This is a genomic window from Enterobacter sp. WCHEn045836 (assembly GCF_003965585.1).
GTDB lineage: Bacteria > Pseudomonadota > Gammaproteobacteria > Enterobacterales > Enterobacteriaceae > Enterobacter > Enterobacter dissolvens.
This window is the reverse complement of sequence record NZ_RXPT01000018.1, coordinates 36478-52077: the sequence shown is the minus strand read 5'-3', so window position 1 is coordinate 52077 and position 15600 is coordinate 36478. Positions and strand designations below refer to the sequence as shown.

Genomic DNA, 15600 nt, shown 5'->3' with positions numbered 1-15600 from the left:
CGTCAGGGGGTGTAAAACAACGTAAAGTCATGGATTAGATAGCCTTGATGTCGTAATTTCTGCCTCGGAGGTATTTAAACAATGAATAAAATCCTGTTAGTTGATGATGACCGAGAGCTCACATCTCTTTTAAAGGAGTTGCTCGACATGGAAGGTTTCAACGTTCTGGTCGCCCATGATGGCGAGCAGGCGCTGAGTCTCCTTGACGACAGCATCGATCTACTTTTGCTCGACGTCATGATGCCGAAGAAAAACGGCATTGATACGCTGAAAGAGCTTCGCCAGACACACCAGACCCCCGTTATCATGCTGACCGCGCGCGGCAGCGAACTAGACCGTGTACTTGGCCTTGAGCTGGGTGCGGATGACTATCTACCGAAGCCGTTTAACGACCGTGAACTGGTCGCCCGTATTCGCGCTATCCTGCGTCGTTCCCACTGGAGCGAACAGCAGCAGAATACTGACAACAGTTCACCAACGCTGGAAGTGGACTCCCTGAGCCTGAATCCGGGCCGTCAGGAAGCGAGCTTTGACGGTGAAACGCTGGAGCTGACCGGCACCGAGTTCACGCTGCTGTATCTGCTGGCGCAACATCTCGGCCAGGTGGTATCGCGTGAACACCTAAGCCAGGAAGTGCTGGGTAAACGCCTCACACCGTTTGACCGCGCTATCGATATGCATATCTCGAACCTGCGTCGCAAGCTGCCGGAGCGTAAAGACGGTCACCCGTGGTTTAAAACCCTGCGTGGTCGCGGCTATCTGATGGTCTCCGCTTCATGATAGGAAGCTTAACCGCCCGCATCTTCGCCATCTTCTGGCTGACGCTGGCCCTGGTTTTAATGCTCGTTTTGATGTTGCCAAAACTCGACTCACGCCAGATGACGGAGCTTCTCGACAGCGAGCAACGTCAGGGCGTGATGATCGAGCAACACGTAGAAGCCGAGCTGGCAAACGATCCGCCAAACGATTTGATGTGGTGGCGCAGGCTGTTTCGCGCTATCGACAAATGGGCACCTCCCGGACAACGCCTGCTGCTGGTGACCAGCGAAGGCCGCGTGATTGGCGCAGATCGCCACGAAATGCAGATTATCCGCAACTTCATTGGCCAGGCGGATAACGCCGATCATCCGCAGAAGAAAAAATATGGTCGGGTTGAGATGGTGGGTCCTTTCTCCGTCAGAGACGGGGAAGATAATTACCAGCTCTACCTGATTCGCCCTGCGAGCAACTCCCAGTCCGATTTTATTAACCTGCTGTTTGACCGTCCGCTTCTGCTGCTGATTGTGACGATGCTGGTCAGTTCACCGCTGCTGTTATGGCTGGCGTGGAGTCTGGCAAAACCGGCGCGTAAGCTGAAAAATGCCGCGGACGAAGTGGCACAGGGCAACCTGCGACAGCACCCTGAGCTGGAAGCCGGACCGCAGGAATTTCTTGCCGCCGGGGCCAGTTTCAACCAGATGGTCACCGCACTTGAGCGCATGATGACCACGCAGCAACGTCTGCTGTCGGATATCTCGCACGAACTGCGTACGCCGCTCACGCGACTCCAGCTGGGCACCGCGCTGCTGCGCCGCCGCAGCGGTGAAAGCAAAGAGCTGGAACGTATCGAAACCGAAGCCCAGCGTCTGGACAGCATGATCAACGATCTGCTGGTGATGTCGCGCAATCAGCAGAAAAACGCGCTGGTGAGTGAAACGGTGAAAGCCAATCATCTGTGGCATGAAGTGTTAGACAACGCGGCGTTTGAAGCGGAGCAGATGGGTAAATCGTTCACCGTCAACTTCCCGCCGGGGCCATGGCCGCTGTACGGTAACCCCAACACGCTGGAGAGCGCGCTGGAGAATATCGTGCGTAACGCCCTGCGCTACTCGCATACAAAGATTGAGGTGGCCTTCTCGGTGGATAAAGACGGCATCACGATCATTGTCGATGATGATGGTCCTGGCGTAAGTCCGGAAGACCGCGAGCAAATTTTCCGTCCGTTCTACCGCACCGACGAGGCGCGGGATCGTGAATCTGGCGGCACCGGGCTGGGTCTGGCGATTGTTGAAACCGCCATGCAGCAGCATCGCGGCTGGGTGAAAGCCGACGACAGTCCGTTGGGCGGGCTGCGGTTAACGCTGTGGTTACCGTTGTATAAGCGCGCGTAATCCCCTCACCCTATCCCTCTCCCCTTTGGGGAGAGGGCCGGGGTCAGGGGCACTATTTCCCCCACAATCTCCGCGAATTATCCTCGATCTGCCGGCTACTGCGGCGTTTCTGCATTGTTCTGGTCCAGCTGGTGGATAACCCTGCCGCCGACAACAGGCGATGATACTGCTCGTCATCAAACGGCATATGCCAGGCAATGGCGCAGGCGTCATACACCGACACATCGCTGAGGCGCGACACCAGCTCCAGCGGCGCATCCACGGATACCTGACCCGCCAGCACCACCCGGTACAACCAGCCCGTTTTGCCGGCGCTCTGCAACCGTGCGGACATGTCGTTGATGCCGAAATGGAAGTTAAGTTTGAAGCACGGTGAGCGTGGCTGCGTCACCTGAATAAGCGCCTCGCCCCAGCGGAAGATATCGCCGATGAAGACATTCTTCTCGGTCAGCCCTTCGGTGGAGAGATTTTCCCCAAACGCGGGGGCAACGAAAAGGTCCGCCTGCTCGGGGAATTCGGTAATCCAGTATTGATAGTGCTCGCGCGGATAGTGGCACAACGCGCGCTCGGGCCCGCCGTGGATTTTCTTCTCGGCCTGCTCGTCCCCCGCAAGCCCAAGATCGGTTAACGTCAGCTCACCGTCAACCTGCACTTTGGCGATGGCGCTCGGGCGGCTGCCGTCGTATTCCCTTACTTTGCCTGTAAACACATTCACCGGGTAATGCATCTCTACTCCTTCAGATACAAAAAAAGCGAGTCATCAGACTCGCTTCTCACAGGCGTCAATGCAACCTTATTTTTTCGCAGCGAAACGTGCTGCTGCTTCGTCCCAGTTCACCACGTCCCAGAAGGCTTTGATGTAGTCCGGGCGACGGTTCTGGAACTTCAGGTAGTAAGCGTGTTCCCACACGTCCAGACCCAGGATTGGGAAACCGGATGCGCCAGAGATCGCTTCACCCATCAGCGGGGAATCCTGGTTAGCGGTAGAAACCACCGCCAGTTTGTCACCTTTCAGTACCAGCCACGCCCAGCCGGAGCCGAAACGGGTTGCAGCGGCTTTCTCAAATTCCGCTTTGAAGTTGTCAACGGAACCGAAGTCACGTTCGATAGCCGCTTTCAGGTCGCCCTGCAGGGTAGTACCGGTTTTCAGGCCTTTCCAGAACAGGCTGTGGTTCGCGTGACCACCTGCGTTTTTACGCAGTACGGTTTTCTTGTCCGCTGGCAGTTGGTCCAGTTTGGTGATCAGCTCTTCAACAGGCAGGCTAGCGAACTCTGGCAGGCTTTCCAGCGCAGCATTCGCGTTGTTCACATAGGTCTGGTGGTGTTTAGTGTGATGGATTTCCATCGTCTGCTTGTCGAAATGCGGTTCCAGTGCGTCATAGGCATACGGCAGGGATGGCAGTGTATAACTCATAATCCTCTCCATTAGTGTCGGGCGGCACAGCTGTTAATGCCGCGTAAGCAGTTGGTTCATTATAGTTAATTAAATGATATTGAAAATGATTATCAATGCCGTAGTTTTTATAAGGTTATTCAGGTTTTGCATGATGACAAAATTGTGAGACTGCTCACCCGGTTAACGTGCTGATTGCCATCCAAAACAGAAGTGCGGCAACCTTCTGAAGGTTCATGAACCGCCTAATTTTTACACTCATCAAGTCGGCGGGAAGCCACCGACTATAAAAACGATGAGGACGTAAAAATGAATCATGCGATTACGATGGGTATCTTCTGGCATTTGATAGGCGCAGCCAGTGCAGCCTGTTTCTATGCCCCGTTTAAAAAGGTGAAAGGGTGGTCGTGGGAAACCATGTGGTCAGTTGGCGGTACCGTGTCCTGGCTGATTTTGCCGTGGACCATTAGCGCCATGCTGCTCCCGGATTTCAGGGGCTACTTCACCTCCTTCAGTGCCTCCACCCTGCTGCCGGTGTTTCTGTTCGGTGCGATGTGGGGCATCGGCAACATCAACTACGGCCTGACCATGCGCTACCTCGGGATGTCGATGGGTATCGGCATCGCGATTGGCATTACCCTGATCGTCGGCACGCTGATGACGCCCATTCTTAACGGCAATGTCGACGTGTTGATCAACACCAAAGGCGGGCAGATGACGCTGCTGGGCGTGCTTGTCGCGGTGATCGGCGTGGGTATCGTCACCCGTGCGGGTCAACTGAAAGAGCGCAAGATGGGCATCAAAGCCGAAGACTTTAACCTGAAGAAAGGGCTATTGCTGGCAGTGATGTGCGGCATCTTCTCGGCGGGCATGTCATTCGCCATGAACGCCGCGAAACCTATGCACGAAGCGGCCGCCGCGCTGGGCGTCGACCCGCTGTACGTGGCGCTGCCAAGCTACGTGGTCATCATGGGCGGCGGTGCGCTGGTCAACCTCGGCTTCTGCTTCATTCGTCTGGCAAAGGTGAAGGATCTGTCGGTAAAGGCCGATTTCTCACTGGCAAAATCCTTAATCCTCACCAATGTACTGCTGTCGATGCTGGGCGGCCTCATGTGGTACCTGCAGTTCTTTTTCTACGCCTGGGGTCACGCCAGCATTCCACCGCAATACGACTACATAAGCTGGATGCTGCACATGAGCTTTTACGTGCTGTGCGGCGGGCTGGTTGGGCTGGTACTGAAGGAGTGGAATAACGCCGGGCGTCGTCCGGTGGGCGTACTGAGCCTGGGCTGCGTGGTGATCATCATTGCCGCTAACATTGTCGGCCTCGGCATGGCGAACTGATTACGCTGCCTTTCGACTACGATGACGCCACTGAACCGGCGTCATCCCCACCTCGCGGTTAAACACCACCGAAAAGTAGTTACTGTCCTCAAATCCACAGCGCATCGCCACTTCACTGACCATCAGCTCCGTATGCTGGAGCAGATACTGGGCGTGGCAGATGCGCAGCTGGCGCAGGTAGTGGTTCACCGTCATCCCCGTCTGGGTGCGGAACTGCTGGCGCAGCGCGCGCTCGCTACACTGCTCCTGCTCGCAGAACTTTTCCAGCACAAAACTTTTGTTAAGGCTGCCCGCAAGCCGGGTGATCAGCTTATCCAGCAGCGCTTCCTGCGCGGTCGCGGAGGGGTTATCGGTGGCATAACGATGGCGTTTGAGGGTCATGACCAGCTGGGCGAAAAGCAGTTCTGACATCGCATTTGCCTCCGGATCGCTCTTCTGACTCTCCTGCTCCAGCTGGGAGATCGTCTGGCGCACCTGAGCCATGCCGTTACTGCTTAAGCGCCAGTGCGGTTCACCTCTGGCATTAAGAAAACCGGGGATATGGGCCGCCCAGTCGACATTCAGTTTGAGTCGGTCCGGGCAGTAGATGACGTTCTGCAATACCAGATCGTTAACCGAGGCGTAGGCGTGTTTATCTTCGGCGCGAATGTAAAACAGATCGCCACGCGTGATGCGGTAGGGTCTGTCGTTGAGGATATGTAAACCATTGCCGCGCCACACCAGCACCAGCTCGCAAAACTCGTGGGTATGCACGGCAAAGACATTTTGCGGGTAGCGGTCGGCCACCGCGACGGCCTGACTCGCGGAGGCAAAAAAATCATCTTTGCGAAGGATTAACTGAGCGGCCACACCCTAACCTCTACGGCGAATAACCGGACATTATTAGCCTTTTTGCGGCAATAAAACGGTGATTGCCTTCGCGTTACTGGAGTGAAGTATCCTTCCCCTGACGGATATCGCGTGGGGACCAGTTAAATTCGCGGCGAAAAAGGGTCGAAAAGTGATTACTGTCGCCAAAACCGCAGCGATAGGCGATATCCGTGACGCTTTCATCGGTGTGACGCAAAAGGTGACGCGCTTTAATCAGGCGCAGGCGGTTGAGGTAGCGCTGCGGCGTCAGCCCCGTGTGCTGCTTGAGCTGACGATGGAGCGTACGCAACGACAGCGAAAAATCATCCGCCAGCGTTTCCCAGCAAATGTCCTCGGCGAAATGGTCCTCCAGCCAGGCCATCAGCTGGTTCAGCCGCGCGTCGTTATTTTCCAGCCCTTCCACCAGGCTACTGCGACGCAGCAGTACCAGCAGCTGCATAAACAGCAGCTCGCGGGTGGCAATGGCATGCATCGCCTGCCCGTCCTCGCTCTGCTCCAGTTGATTCACCAGTTGGCGCACCTGCTGCAACGTGGACTGATTGACCCGCCAGTGCGACGGGTAGTGTCCATCCTGCTCCTGGGGCAGGAGCTTGTTTAACCCCGACAGAAACTGGAATGCGTCCGGCGAACGATAGAGCACGTTGGTCAGGCACAGGTTGTCGGTATGTTCATACAAATGCCTGTCGTGATCGCGCACAAAGCACACCGTACCGCCGCTGATGGTGTACGGCTGGCCGTTAAAGACGTGAATGCCTGTCCCATGATCGACAATCACAATTTCATGAAAATCATGATGATGTTCAGGAAACGCAGCCTGCGGGAGCCGTGGCTCAATCGCGACCGGAGACGTTCCCGACGGGAAAAAATCGACGCTGTGCAGTACGGTCATAACGGCCCCCACCAATGAGAAAAGTTCTCAAAATAGTAATTAAGGCCTTCCACACTCACCTTAAATTTTTGACAGCAAACGTCGCAAAAGCTGTCCATTTTTCAAGAAACAGACGGAAAAATCGGGAAATGCGGTCAGCGTCACATTGCCCGAAAACCCCGCCCTGACTGGAAATTGTGAACTCCCTCACGTTCATCTTTGCTTTCTTGCCAGCGCGAGATTCGGGCTGTCAGTGACGAGAAGGTGGTCTTTTCTTCCCTTTTTTACACTCAACACCAATGACTTAAGAAGGGACCTGACCATGACTTTTCGCCATTGTGTGGCTGTCGATTTAGGCGCATCCAGCGGCCGCGTAATGCTCGCCACCTGGGACTGCGGCCAGCACACACTTACGCTTCGCGAAATGCACCGTTTCGCCAACTGCCTGCAAAAACAGGACGGTTTTGATACCTGGGATATTGATGCCCTGGAAGCGGAGATCCGCACCGGGCTGAACAACGTCTGCAATGACGGCATACGCATCGACAGCATCGGCATTGATACCTGGGGCGTGGACTACGTTTTGCTCGACAGCCACGGCGACCGCGTCGGCCTGCCCGTCTCGTATCGCGACAGCCGCACCGACGGGCTGATGGCACAGGCCATCGCGCAGCTTGGCAAGGACACCATCTATGGCCGCAGCGGCATTCAGTTTCTACCCTTTAACACGCTGTATCAGCTGCGCGCGCTGGTTGAGCAACAGCCGGAGCTGGTCAAAAAGGTGGCGCACGCGCTGCTGATCCCGGACTACTTAAGCTACCGGCTGACCGGCAACATGAACTGGGAATACACCAACGCCACCACCACCCAACTGGTCAATATCAACACCGACAGCTGGGATGAACACCTGCTGGCCTGGACAGGCGCCTCACCGTCCTGGTTCGGCACGCCGACCCATCCGGGTAACGTAATCGGTTACTGGATTTGCCCACAGGGAAATGAAATCCCGGTGGTCGCCGTCGCCAGTCACGACACCGCCAGCGCGGTGATTGCCTCCCCGCTGGTCAGTAAAGATGCGGCTTACCTCTCTTCCGGAACCTGGTCGCTGATGGGCTTTGAGAGCAAAACGCCCTACACCAGCGACGCGGCAATGGCGGCGAACATCACTAACGAAGGCGGTGCCGAAGGACGCTACCGCGTGCTGAAGAACATCATGGGCCTGTGGCTGCTCCAGCGAATGCTGAAAGAGCAGCACATTTCCGACCTGCCGGCGCTTATCGCAGAAACCGAAAAGCTGAAGGCCTGTACGTTCCTGATCAACCCGAACGACGACCGCTTTATTAATCCGGTGCATATGAGCGCTGAAATCCAGGCCGCCTGTTTTGAAGCCGGGCAGCCGGTGCCGTCCAGTCCTGCCGAGCTGGCGCGCTGCATTTTTGACAGCCTCGCCCTGCTCTACGCGGATGTTCTGAGCGAGCTGGCGAACCTTCGCGGTAAACCGTTCAGCCAACTGCATATCGTGGGCGGCGGCTGCCAGAACCAGCTGCTGAACCAGCTCTGCGCCGATGCCTGCGGCATCACCGTGGTGGCGGGTCCGGTGGAGGCGTCCACGCTCGGTAACATCGGCATTCAGCTGATGGCCCTGGACGAACTTTCAGACGTCGACGAATTCCGCTCGGTGGTCACCGCGAATACCCGCCTGACCACCTTCATTCCTAATCCCTGCCATGAAATTGCCCGCTACCGGGCGCAGTTTCAGCAAAAACGACTGACTAAGGAGCTTTGCGCATGACCACTCAACTTGAACAAGCCTGGGACCTGGCTAAACAGCGTTTCGCCGCCGTCGGCGTGGATGTCGACGCGGCGCTGCGCCAGCTCGACCGTCTGCCGGTCTCCATGCACTGCTGGCAGGGCGATGACGTCGCCGGCTTCGAGAACCCGGGCGGTTCCCTGACGGGTGGCATTCAGGCGACGGGTAACTACCCAGGCAAAGCGCGCAACGCCACCGAACTGCGTGCGGATCTGGAGCTGGCGCTGAGCCTGATCCCGGGACCAAAACGCCTGAACCTGCACGCGATCTATCTGGAGTCTGACGAGCCGGTGGCGCGTAACGCAATCAAACCGGAGCATTTCAGGAATTGGGTGGAGTGGGCGAAAGCCAACAAGCTGGGTCTGGACTTTAACCCGTCCTGCTTCTCGCATCCGCTGAGCGCGGACGGGTTTACCCTCGCGCACGCCAACGACGACATTCGTCAGTTCTGGATCGACCACGTCAAAGCCTGCCGCCGCGTCTCGGCCTGGTTTGGCGAGCAGCTTGGCACGCCGTCAGTGATGAACATCTGGATCCCGGACGGCATGAAAGACATCACCGTCGACCGTCTCGCCCCGCGTCAGCGCCTGCTGGCCGCGCTGGATGAGGCCATCAGCGAAAAACTCAATCCGGCGCACCACATCGACGCGGTGGAGAGCAAACTGTTCGGCATTGGCGCGGAGAGCTACACCGTTGGCTCGAACGAGTTCTACATGGGTTACGCCACCAGCCGTCAGACCGCGTTGTGCCTGGACGCCGGTCACTTCCACCCCACAGAAGTGATCTCCGACAAAATCTCCGCCGCCATGCTCTTCGTGCCGCGCCTGCTGCTGCACGTCAGCCGTCCGGTGCGCTGGGACAGCGACCACGTGGTGCTGCTGGATGACGAAACCCAGGCGATTGCCAGCGAAATCATCCGTCATGACCTCTTCGACCGCGTGCACATTGGCCTCGACTTCTTTGACGCCTCCATCAACCGCATCGCAGCGTGGGTGATCGGCACCCGCAATATGAAAAAAGCCTTGCTGCGCGCGCTGCTGGAGCCAACCGCAGCGCTGAAACAGCTGGAAGCAAACGGTGACTACACCGCGCGCCTGGCGCTGCTGGAAGAGCAGAAATCCCTGCCATGGCAGGCCGTGTGGGAGATGTACTGCCAGCGCAACGACGCGCCTGCAGGCAGCCAGTGGCTGGAAAACGTGCGTGCGTATGAGAAAGACGTATTGAGTCAGCGCGGGTAATTTTGCCCTCACCCTACCCCTCTCCCACAGGGAGAGGGAACTTTTACCCCCTCTCCCTGTGGGAGAGGGCTGGGGTGAGGGATTCAACCTCACCGCGATAACTGGAAAAGAAAACTATGCAGACCATCACCACCTCCTGGTTCGTCCAGGGCATGATCAAAGCCACCTCTGACGCCTGGCTGAAGGGCTGGGACGAGCGTAACGGCGGTAACCTCACGCTGCGCCTGGACGACGCGGATATCGAACCCTACACCGCCGATTTCCACCAGACGCCACGCTATATTGCCCTGAGCCAGCCCATGCCGCTGCTCGCCAATACGCCGTTTATCGTCACCGGCTCCGGCAAGTTCTTCCGCAACGTTCAGCTCGATCCGCAGGCCAACCTTGGCGTGGTGAAAGTGGACAGCGACGGCGCGGGCTACCACATCCTGTGGGGCCTGACCGATGAGGCGGTACCCACGTCTGAACTGCCGGCGCACTTCCTCTCGCATTGCGAGCGCATTAAGGCGACCGACGGCAAAGACCGCGTGATCATGCACTGCCACGCTACCAACCTGATCGCCCTGACCTACGTGCTGGAAAACAGCTCTGACTTCATCACCCGCAAGCTGTGGGAAGGCAGCACCGAGTGTCTGGTGGTCTTCCCGGACGGGGTCGGCATTCTGCCGTGGATGGTGCCGGGTACCGACGAAATCGGCCAGGCAACCGCCAAAGATATGCAAAAACATTCGCTGGTGCTGTGGCCATTCCACGGCGTCTTCGGCAGCGGTCCGACGCTGGATGAAACCTTCGGCCTGATCGACACCGCCGAGAAATCCGCGGAAGTGCTGGTAAAGGTTTATTCCATGGGCGGTATGAAGCAGACCATTACCCGCGAAGAGCTTATTGCGCTCGGCAAGCGCTTCGGCGTGAACCCGCTGCGGTCAGCGCTGGAAATATACGCATAAACCCTCGCTGACCGGACGGTACGGGCGATAGTTAAGGAGAATTATCATGAGCTTTATGTTGGCACTTCCAAAAATCAGTCTGCACGGCGCGGGCGCTATAGGCGACATGGTCAAGCGGGTGGCAGACAAACGGTGGGGCAAAGCGCTGATTGTCACCGACGGTCAGCTGGTGAAGCTGGGCATGCTGGACAGCCTGTTTACCGCGCTGGATGCCCATCAGATGTCGTATCACCTGTTCGACGACGTGTTCCCGAACCCGACGGAAGCGCTGGTGCAAAAAGGCTATGCAGCCTATCGGGATGCGGAATGTGATTACCTCATCGCCTTCGGCGGCGGTAGCCCTATTGATACCGCCAAAGCCATTAAGATCCTCACCGCCAACCCCGGCCCATCCACCGATTATTCCGGCGTCGGCAAGGTGACAAACCCGGGCGTACCGCTGGTGGCGATCAACACCACCGCAGGCACAGCGGCGGAGATGACCAGTAACGCGGTGATTATCGATTCTGCGCGTCAGGTGAAAGAGGTGATCATCGACCCGAACATCATTCCGGATATCGCCGTGGATGATGCCAGCGTGATGCTCAATATTCCTGCCTCCGTGACCGCCGCAACGGGGATGGATGCGTTAACCCATGCCATTGAAGCCTATGTCTCCGTTGGCGCGCACCCGCTGACCGATGCCAACGCGCTGGAAGCAATTCGCCTGATTAACCTCTGGCTGCCCAAAGCGGTCGACGACGGCCATAACCTGGAAGCACGCGAGCAGATGGCGTTTGGTCAGTATCTGGCGGGCATGGCGTTTAACAGTGCTGGCCTCGGGCTCGTGCATGCCCTGGCGCACCAGCCGGGCGCGACGCACAACCTGCCGCACGGCGTGTGCAACGCCATCCTGCTGCCGATCATTGAAAACTTTAACCGCCCGAACGCCGTAGCACGGTTTGCTCGCGTGGCGCAGGCGATGGGCGTCGACACGCGCGGCATGAGCGACGAAGCAGCCAGCCTGTCAGCAATTCAGGCAATTCGCGACCTGAGCGCCCGCGTCGGCATTCCGTCCGGCTTCAGCCAGCTCGGCGTAACGAAGGCGGACATTGAAGGCTGGCTGGATAAAGCCCTCGCCGACCCGTGCGCGCCATGCAACCCGCGCACCGCCAGCCGCGACGAGGTGCGCGAGCTGTATCTGGAGGCATTATGATCCGCAAAGCCTTTGTGATGCAGGTAAACCCGGACGCGCACGAGGAGTACGCGCGTCGCCACAACCCCATCTGGCCAGAGCTGGAAGCGGTGCTGAAGGACCACGGCGCGCATCACTACGCCATTTATCTCGACCGGGAACGTAACCTGCTGTTTGCCACCGTAGAGATTGAATCGGAGGAGCGCTGGAATGCGGTCGCGAATACCGACGTCTGCCAGCGCTGGTGGAAACACATGCGTGATGTCATGCCGACGAACCCGGACAACAGCCCGGTGAGTACCGGGCTGGAAGCGGTGTTTTATCTGGACTGACTGGTTAACGCTGCCGCGCCCGCGGCAGCGGCTATCTCCTGCCTGCTGCTCAGCGTAAACGCCGACACCACCGTAATTGCCAGCACGAAGCAGCCCAGCATCAGATACGTCTCCTGGAAGCCGATCCGGTCATACATATTTCCGGCAAAGGCGGAGAGGAAAATGGCCGCTGACTGTTTGGCAAACTGAAAGCCAATCAGATAGATAGTGGCCGAGAGTCGCGTATCAAACACACCGGTGATGTACTTGAATGCCCCCACCAGCAGGAACGGGACTTCCAGCGCGTGCAGCATTTTCAGGGCGATGACCTCCACGGCGGTAGTGGCAAACGACGAGCCGATGATGCGCGTCGCCATAATCAACCCGGCGATCAGCAACGTATTTTTCGCGCCAATGCGGTTAATGATCCACGGCGAGCAGAACATGATAATGGCGTTACAGATCTCCCCCGCCGTCGTCGCGAAACCAAAGGCGCGAGTGCCCTCCTGCGGCGTGGCGAAGAAGGTTTTGAAGAAGGTGGCGAACTGCTGATCAAAAACGTCATAGACGCAGGCCACGCCAATCACGTACAGAATAAACATCCACATTCTGCGCTGACGGAACAGGTTAAAGACCGTTTTCGCGGTGATCTGCGGCTGGTTGGCACCCAGGGCATTCATCACCTGTGCCGTCTGATTGGGCTTCGGCTTCGCGACCACCAGCAGCAGCATCAGCAACAGCGCCGCCGCCGATCCCATCCAGAAAACATACGACGGATCGATGCCAAACAGGATGCCCCCCGTTGAGGCGCACAATCCCCAGCCGAGGCAGCCGAACATGCGCGCCTTGCCGTATTCAAAGGCGCTGTTGCGGCTCACGCGTTCAATATAGGCCTCAATCGCTCCGGACCCCGCCGAAAAAACAAAGCCGATATACAGCCCGCCGCTCAGCGCACCCAGCCAGATGTTGGTTTTCAGCAGCGGCGCGAATACGTACAGGAAGAAAGGAGCAAACAAAAACAGCAGCGCAGAGATAATCCACAGCAGATGTTTTTTCAGCCCCAGCTTGTCGGAAATCACCCCCAGCACCGGCTGGAAGGCAATGGCGGAAAGTGAGATACAGGAGAAAACAATACCGGTATGGGTTTTGTTCAGGCCAATGATATCCGACAGCCAGATCGGCAGGAACGGAAAGCAGGTGGCCATGATGAAGAAGTAGAGAAAGAAGAACAGCCCGAAGATCCAGAAGTTAGGGTTGTCTTTGTGGGTACAGGTTGTTGTGTTCATTATTTTTATCCTCAACGGAGGGCCAGTTTCCCGGCCCGTCACCCTTACACGCGTTCCACACCAATCAGAATGGCGGTTTCCGGGTCGAGAATCGGCAGCGCAATACCCGCCTGCGTCAGCCACTCACCGCTCACCGTTTGCGGTGTCTCCATCCATGCCGGCAGTTTGCGCATGGTGTGCCCGCCCTCTCCCGTAATCTGAATATTCGGGTGATCGAGCAGCGAGATACGGTACTGCGCGCTGGCCTCCAGCCCCGGCATGCGCAGCGGCATCATCAGGGTATAATCCGGCATCGCGAGTTGGCTGATGATAAACAGCCCCTGCGATTTGTCTTCGCTCACGATACCCTGCGCCAGCGTGGTGGCGTCCGGCATATCCACGCGCCACTGGGTGCCGTGGTGGATCACCTCGCGCCACTGCTTGTGCAGCGCAGCGTAACGGCGATAGCCTTCGCGCTCTTTCTCATCCACAGTGAGTGGATCCAGCTCAAGCCCCATATGGCCAAACAGCGCCGTCAAACCGCGGAAGGCAATGCTGTGCTGGCGGAACGTCGCGTGGCATTTATGATGACCGATATGCGCGCCCATCACCTCCGGCGGGAAGAAGTAGCTCATGCCGCGCTGAATGGTGCAGCGCTCCAGCGCGTCGTTGTTGTCGGACGCCCAGAAGCGGTGGCTGCGGGCCAGTACTTCGTAATCGATTCGTCCGCCACCGGAGGAGCAGGATTCAAATTCAATATGCGGGAAACGCTCACCCAGCACATCTAAAAGTCGATAAAACTGGCGGGTCTGCGCGTCGGCGGCGGCTCTGCCGTTATGGCCAGGCTGCACCAACTCGCGGTTCATATCCCACTTCACATAGTCGACTGCGTGCTCGCCCAGCAGCCAGCTCATGCGCTCCACCAGGTAATCAAACGCTTGCGGAATGTTGAGGTTGAGCACCAGCTGATGGCGCCCTGTGGCCTGCGTGTAACCGGGCAACGCCAGCACCCAGTCGGGGTGCGCGCGGTAGAGATCGGAATCCGGGTTGATCATCTCCGGTTCAATCCAGATACCGAACTCCATACCAAGATGTTTGACGTGGTCGATCACGGGTCGCAGGCCGTTCGGGTATTTTTTCTCGTCCAGATACCAGTCGCCCAGCGCGGCATGGTCGTCGTTACGCCCTTTGAACCAGCCGTCATCAATGATAAAGCGCTCTACGCCCAGCGCGGCCGCCTCGTCAGCCATTCGCATGATGTATTCCGGGTCGTGGCTGAAGTAGATCCCCTCCCAGGTGTTGAGATGGATCGGGCGTGGTTTGTTTTCAGGGAAACGGATGATGTTGTCGCGCAGATAGCGGTGAAACTGCTGGCTCATCCCGTTCAGCCCGTGCGCGGAGTAGCTCGCATAAAGGCGTGGCGTCCAGAGCGTTTGTCCCTCTTCCAGCGCCATCTCCCCTGGCAGGTAAAGCGCTTCCGCTTGCAGATAGCGACGGCCATCGGTTTTGGCTTCAGCGCGAAGGCGATGGTTGCCGCTCCAGCCCAGATGCACACCCCAGACGTCGCCGTGCATTTCACTGAACGACGGCGTGCCTGAAATCAGCGCCGGGAAGTGTTCGTGAGACGTTCTACCCCGGCGGTTCTCAATCACGAAGCTGTCATGCTCCAGCCTGACGCGGTGCGGCTGGAACTCACGGATCCAGCGGCCATGAAACGCCATCACCTCCTGGGCGCGTTCCGCCACGGGCAGCGTGACGGCAAAACGGTCAACCTGCCACGCCTGTTCACGCAGGTTGGTCAGGCCATGACGCACCACCAGTACACCGCTCTTATCAAGCGACAGTTCGCTGGTCAGGCGCAGTCCAGCCAGTTCATCTTCCGCCATTATCGTCAGGGTGTGTCCCTGCTGCTGAACGCGTGTGGTTTTAAATACCGGCGAACCATCCAGCCCATGGCGGTGGCCCTCGATGCCCGGCGATCCAAACAAACCATGGCCCAGTTCTGCCATCAGCGTCACCGGCGAATCGACGTCGAGCCTGCCATTTGCCACAGGACGCGCAAGACTTATGACATCTTGCGCCGAAAAGTGCTGAAGATGAGGCCCCCAGTAGAGAATTTCGGCAAACGGGTGGGTTTTTATCACCACGTCTGTCGTGTTGCTTTCAAGTCGTAAAATCGTTTCTTGCATCAGACATCTCCTGTCATCGGGATGATCTGAGTGTTGATCCG

The 15600-nt window shown here is 57.7% G+C and carries 14 protein-coding genes; 8 read left to right on the top strand and 6 right to left on the bottom strand.

Annotated features, from left to right (window positions below; translation table 11 throughout):
* Positions 1-81: 81 nt before the first annotated feature.
* Together cpxR and cpxA are read left to right on the top strand one after the other, a co-directional pair.
* On the top strand, positions 82-780 hold the full coding sequence (gene cpxR, locus EKN38_RS20645) for an envelope stress response regulator transcription factor CpxR (protein WP_003862004.1): 699 nt from the start codon (positions 82-84) through the stop codon (positions 778-780).
* On the top strand, positions 777-2150 hold the full coding sequence (gene cpxA, locus EKN38_RS20640; RefSeq protein ID WP_014833770.1) for an envelope stress sensor histidine kinase CpxA: 1374 nt from the start codon (positions 777-779) through the stop codon (positions 2148-2150). The genes cpxR and cpxA overlap by 4 nt, the downstream gene beginning before the upstream one ends.
* Positions 2151-2202: 52 nt before the next feature.
* On the opposite strand, the gene yiiM is transcribed toward cpxA, so the two are convergent.
* Together yiiM and sodA are read right to left on the bottom strand one after the other, a co-directional pair.
* Positions 2203-2877 carry a 6-hydroxyaminopurine reductase gene (yiiM, locus tag EKN38_RS20635; RefSeq protein WP_014833771.1) on the bottom strand — a complete coding sequence of 225 codons (675 nt, stop codon included), beginning with the start codon at positions 2875-2877 and terminating at the stop codon, positions 2203-2205.
* Positions 2878-2943: 66 nt separating this feature from the next.
* Positions 2944-3564, bottom strand: coding sequence for a superoxide dismutase [Mn] (gene sodA / locus EKN38_RS20630; RefSeq protein ID WP_126522580.1), 621 nt, complete (start codon positions 3562-3564; stop codon positions 2944-2946).
* A gap of 288 nt (positions 3565-3852) precedes the next feature.
* Between sodA and rhaT the strand changes: the two genes are divergently transcribed.
* Positions 3853-4887, top strand: coding sequence for an L-rhamnose/proton symporter RhaT (rhaT, locus tag EKN38_RS20625; protein WP_126522577.1), 1035 nt, complete (start codon positions 3853-3855; stop codon positions 4885-4887).
* Here the strand turns inward: rhaT and rhaR are convergent, their stop codons facing one another.
* Both rhaR and rhaS read right to left on the bottom strand, forming a co-directional pair.
* Positions 4888-5736 carry an HTH-type transcriptional activator RhaR gene (rhaR, locus tag EKN38_RS20620; RefSeq protein ID WP_014833774.1) on the bottom strand — a complete coding sequence of 283 codons (849 nt, stop codon included), beginning with the start codon at positions 5734-5736 and terminating at the stop codon, positions 4888-4890.
* A 73-nt stretch (positions 5737-5809) separates the two neighbouring features.
* On the bottom strand, positions 5810-6646 hold the full coding sequence (gene rhaS, locus EKN38_RS20615; RefSeq protein ID WP_014833775.1) for an HTH-type transcriptional activator RhaS: 837 nt from the start codon (positions 6644-6646) through the stop codon (positions 5810-5812).
* A 301-nt stretch (positions 6647-6947) separates the two neighbouring features.
* Here rhaS and rhaB point away from each other — a divergent pair, with 301 nt between their 5' ends.
* The 5 genes from rhaB (at position 6948) to rhaM (ending at position 12126) form a co-directional block, all read left to right on the top strand.
* Positions 6948-8417: a rhamnulokinase gene (rhaB, locus tag EKN38_RS20610; RefSeq protein WP_014833776.1), complete on the top strand. Its 1470-nt coding sequence runs from the start codon at positions 6948-6950 to the stop codon at positions 8415-8417.
* A complete protein-coding gene (gene rhaA, locus EKN38_RS20605; RefSeq protein WP_014833777.1) occupies positions 8414-9673 on the top strand; it encodes an L-rhamnose isomerase in 1260 nt (419 codons plus the stop codon). The genes rhaB and rhaA overlap by 4 nt, the downstream gene beginning before the upstream one ends.
* Positions 9674-9789: 116 nt before the next feature.
* Positions 9790-10620, top strand: coding sequence for a rhamnulose-1-phosphate aldolase (gene rhaD / locus EKN38_RS20600; protein WP_014833778.1), 831 nt, complete (start codon positions 9790-9792; stop codon positions 10618-10620).
* Between the two features lie 46 nt (positions 10621-10666).
* Positions 10667-11815: a lactaldehyde reductase gene (gene fucO / locus EKN38_RS20595; protein WP_014833779.1), complete on the top strand. Its 1149-nt coding sequence runs from the start codon at positions 10667-10669 to the stop codon at positions 11813-11815.
* Entirely contained in the window at positions 11812-12126 is a 315-nt protein-coding gene (rhaM, locus tag EKN38_RS20590) for an L-rhamnose mutarotase (protein ID WP_014833780.1), read from the top strand. Before fucO ends, rhaM begins: the two co-directional genes overlap by 4 nt.
* On the opposite strand, the gene EKN38_RS20585 is transcribed toward rhaM, so the two are convergent.
* Both EKN38_RS20585 and EKN38_RS20580 read right to left on the bottom strand, forming a co-directional pair.
* The gene (locus EKN38_RS20585; RefSeq protein WP_014833781.1) at positions 12114-13391 is read right to left on the bottom strand and encodes an MFS transporter; all 1278 of its coding nucleotides are present in this window, start codon (positions 13389-13391) and stop codon (positions 12114-12116) included. The genes rhaM and EKN38_RS20585 overlap by 13 nt on opposite strands.
* Positions 13392-13435: 44 nt before the next feature.
* Positions 13436-15559, bottom strand: coding sequence for an alpha-galactosidase (locus tag EKN38_RS20580; protein WP_014833782.1), 2124 nt, complete (start codon positions 15557-15559; stop codon positions 13436-13438).
* Positions 15560-15600: the final 41 nt, after the last annotated feature.